The 655-nt window shown below is 55.3% G+C and carries 1 protein-coding gene; it reads right to left on the bottom strand.

Features of this window, described 5'->3' with window-relative positions; genetic code table 11:
• Nucleotides 1–539 (bottom strand): glycosyltransferase family 4 protein (locus ACR1XY_RS24745; RefSeq protein ID WP_480597512.1); only part of this gene is annotated, 539 nt, incomplete at its 3' end.
• Nucleotides 540–655 lie beyond the last annotated feature (116 nt).

Below are 655 nucleotides of genomic sequence, written 5' to 3'. Positions count from 1 at the left end.
CGCACGGGGTCCACAAAGGCCGCCGCGTCAAAGGCATCAACCAGAAATCCATTCTTCCCGTCGACAATCGCCTCGACATTTCCGCCGTGCCGCGTGGCGACAACCGGGGTGCCAAGATACATTGTTTCGATCAAGGTACGTCCAAATGGTTCATCCAGAGCCGTGACCAGATTGGCGTCCATCGCGGCCATGTATCCGTCAATCGGTTGCCGAAACCCCATCATGTGGATCTGATCTTCCATCCACGCTTCGGCAGCTAGGTCCTCGCATTCCTTATCGAGCTGATTTCCCCGGTCAACAACGCTGCCGAACAGGAACCCGTGCACAGGAACATCCGGCATCTGCTTCTGAATGGCGGCCACCGCTTTGACAAAGTGATCCGGGCGTTTGCGCGGAACGAAGTTTCCGAAATACCCCAACAGCAGAGCGTCCTGAGGCAAACCCATCTCGTCAAGGACGGCTTGTCGGGCCTGCGCCGGGTCCGGAGGATGAGGGTTGAAATCAAAAGGGCTGCGAATGACGGTAAATTTCTTGTCCACGGATCGCACCGGATTTCTGGGTTTTGAAAAATGCGAAACGCTGATGATGTGATCCGACAAAAGCGGAGCAAGTTTGTTGATGCCAAAGGCCTTAGGATCCTGACGATGATGCCAGA

Source organism: Ruegeria sp. AD11(2025) (assembly GCF_056542405.1).
This window is presented reverse-complemented; position numbering and strand designations above follow the sequence as displayed.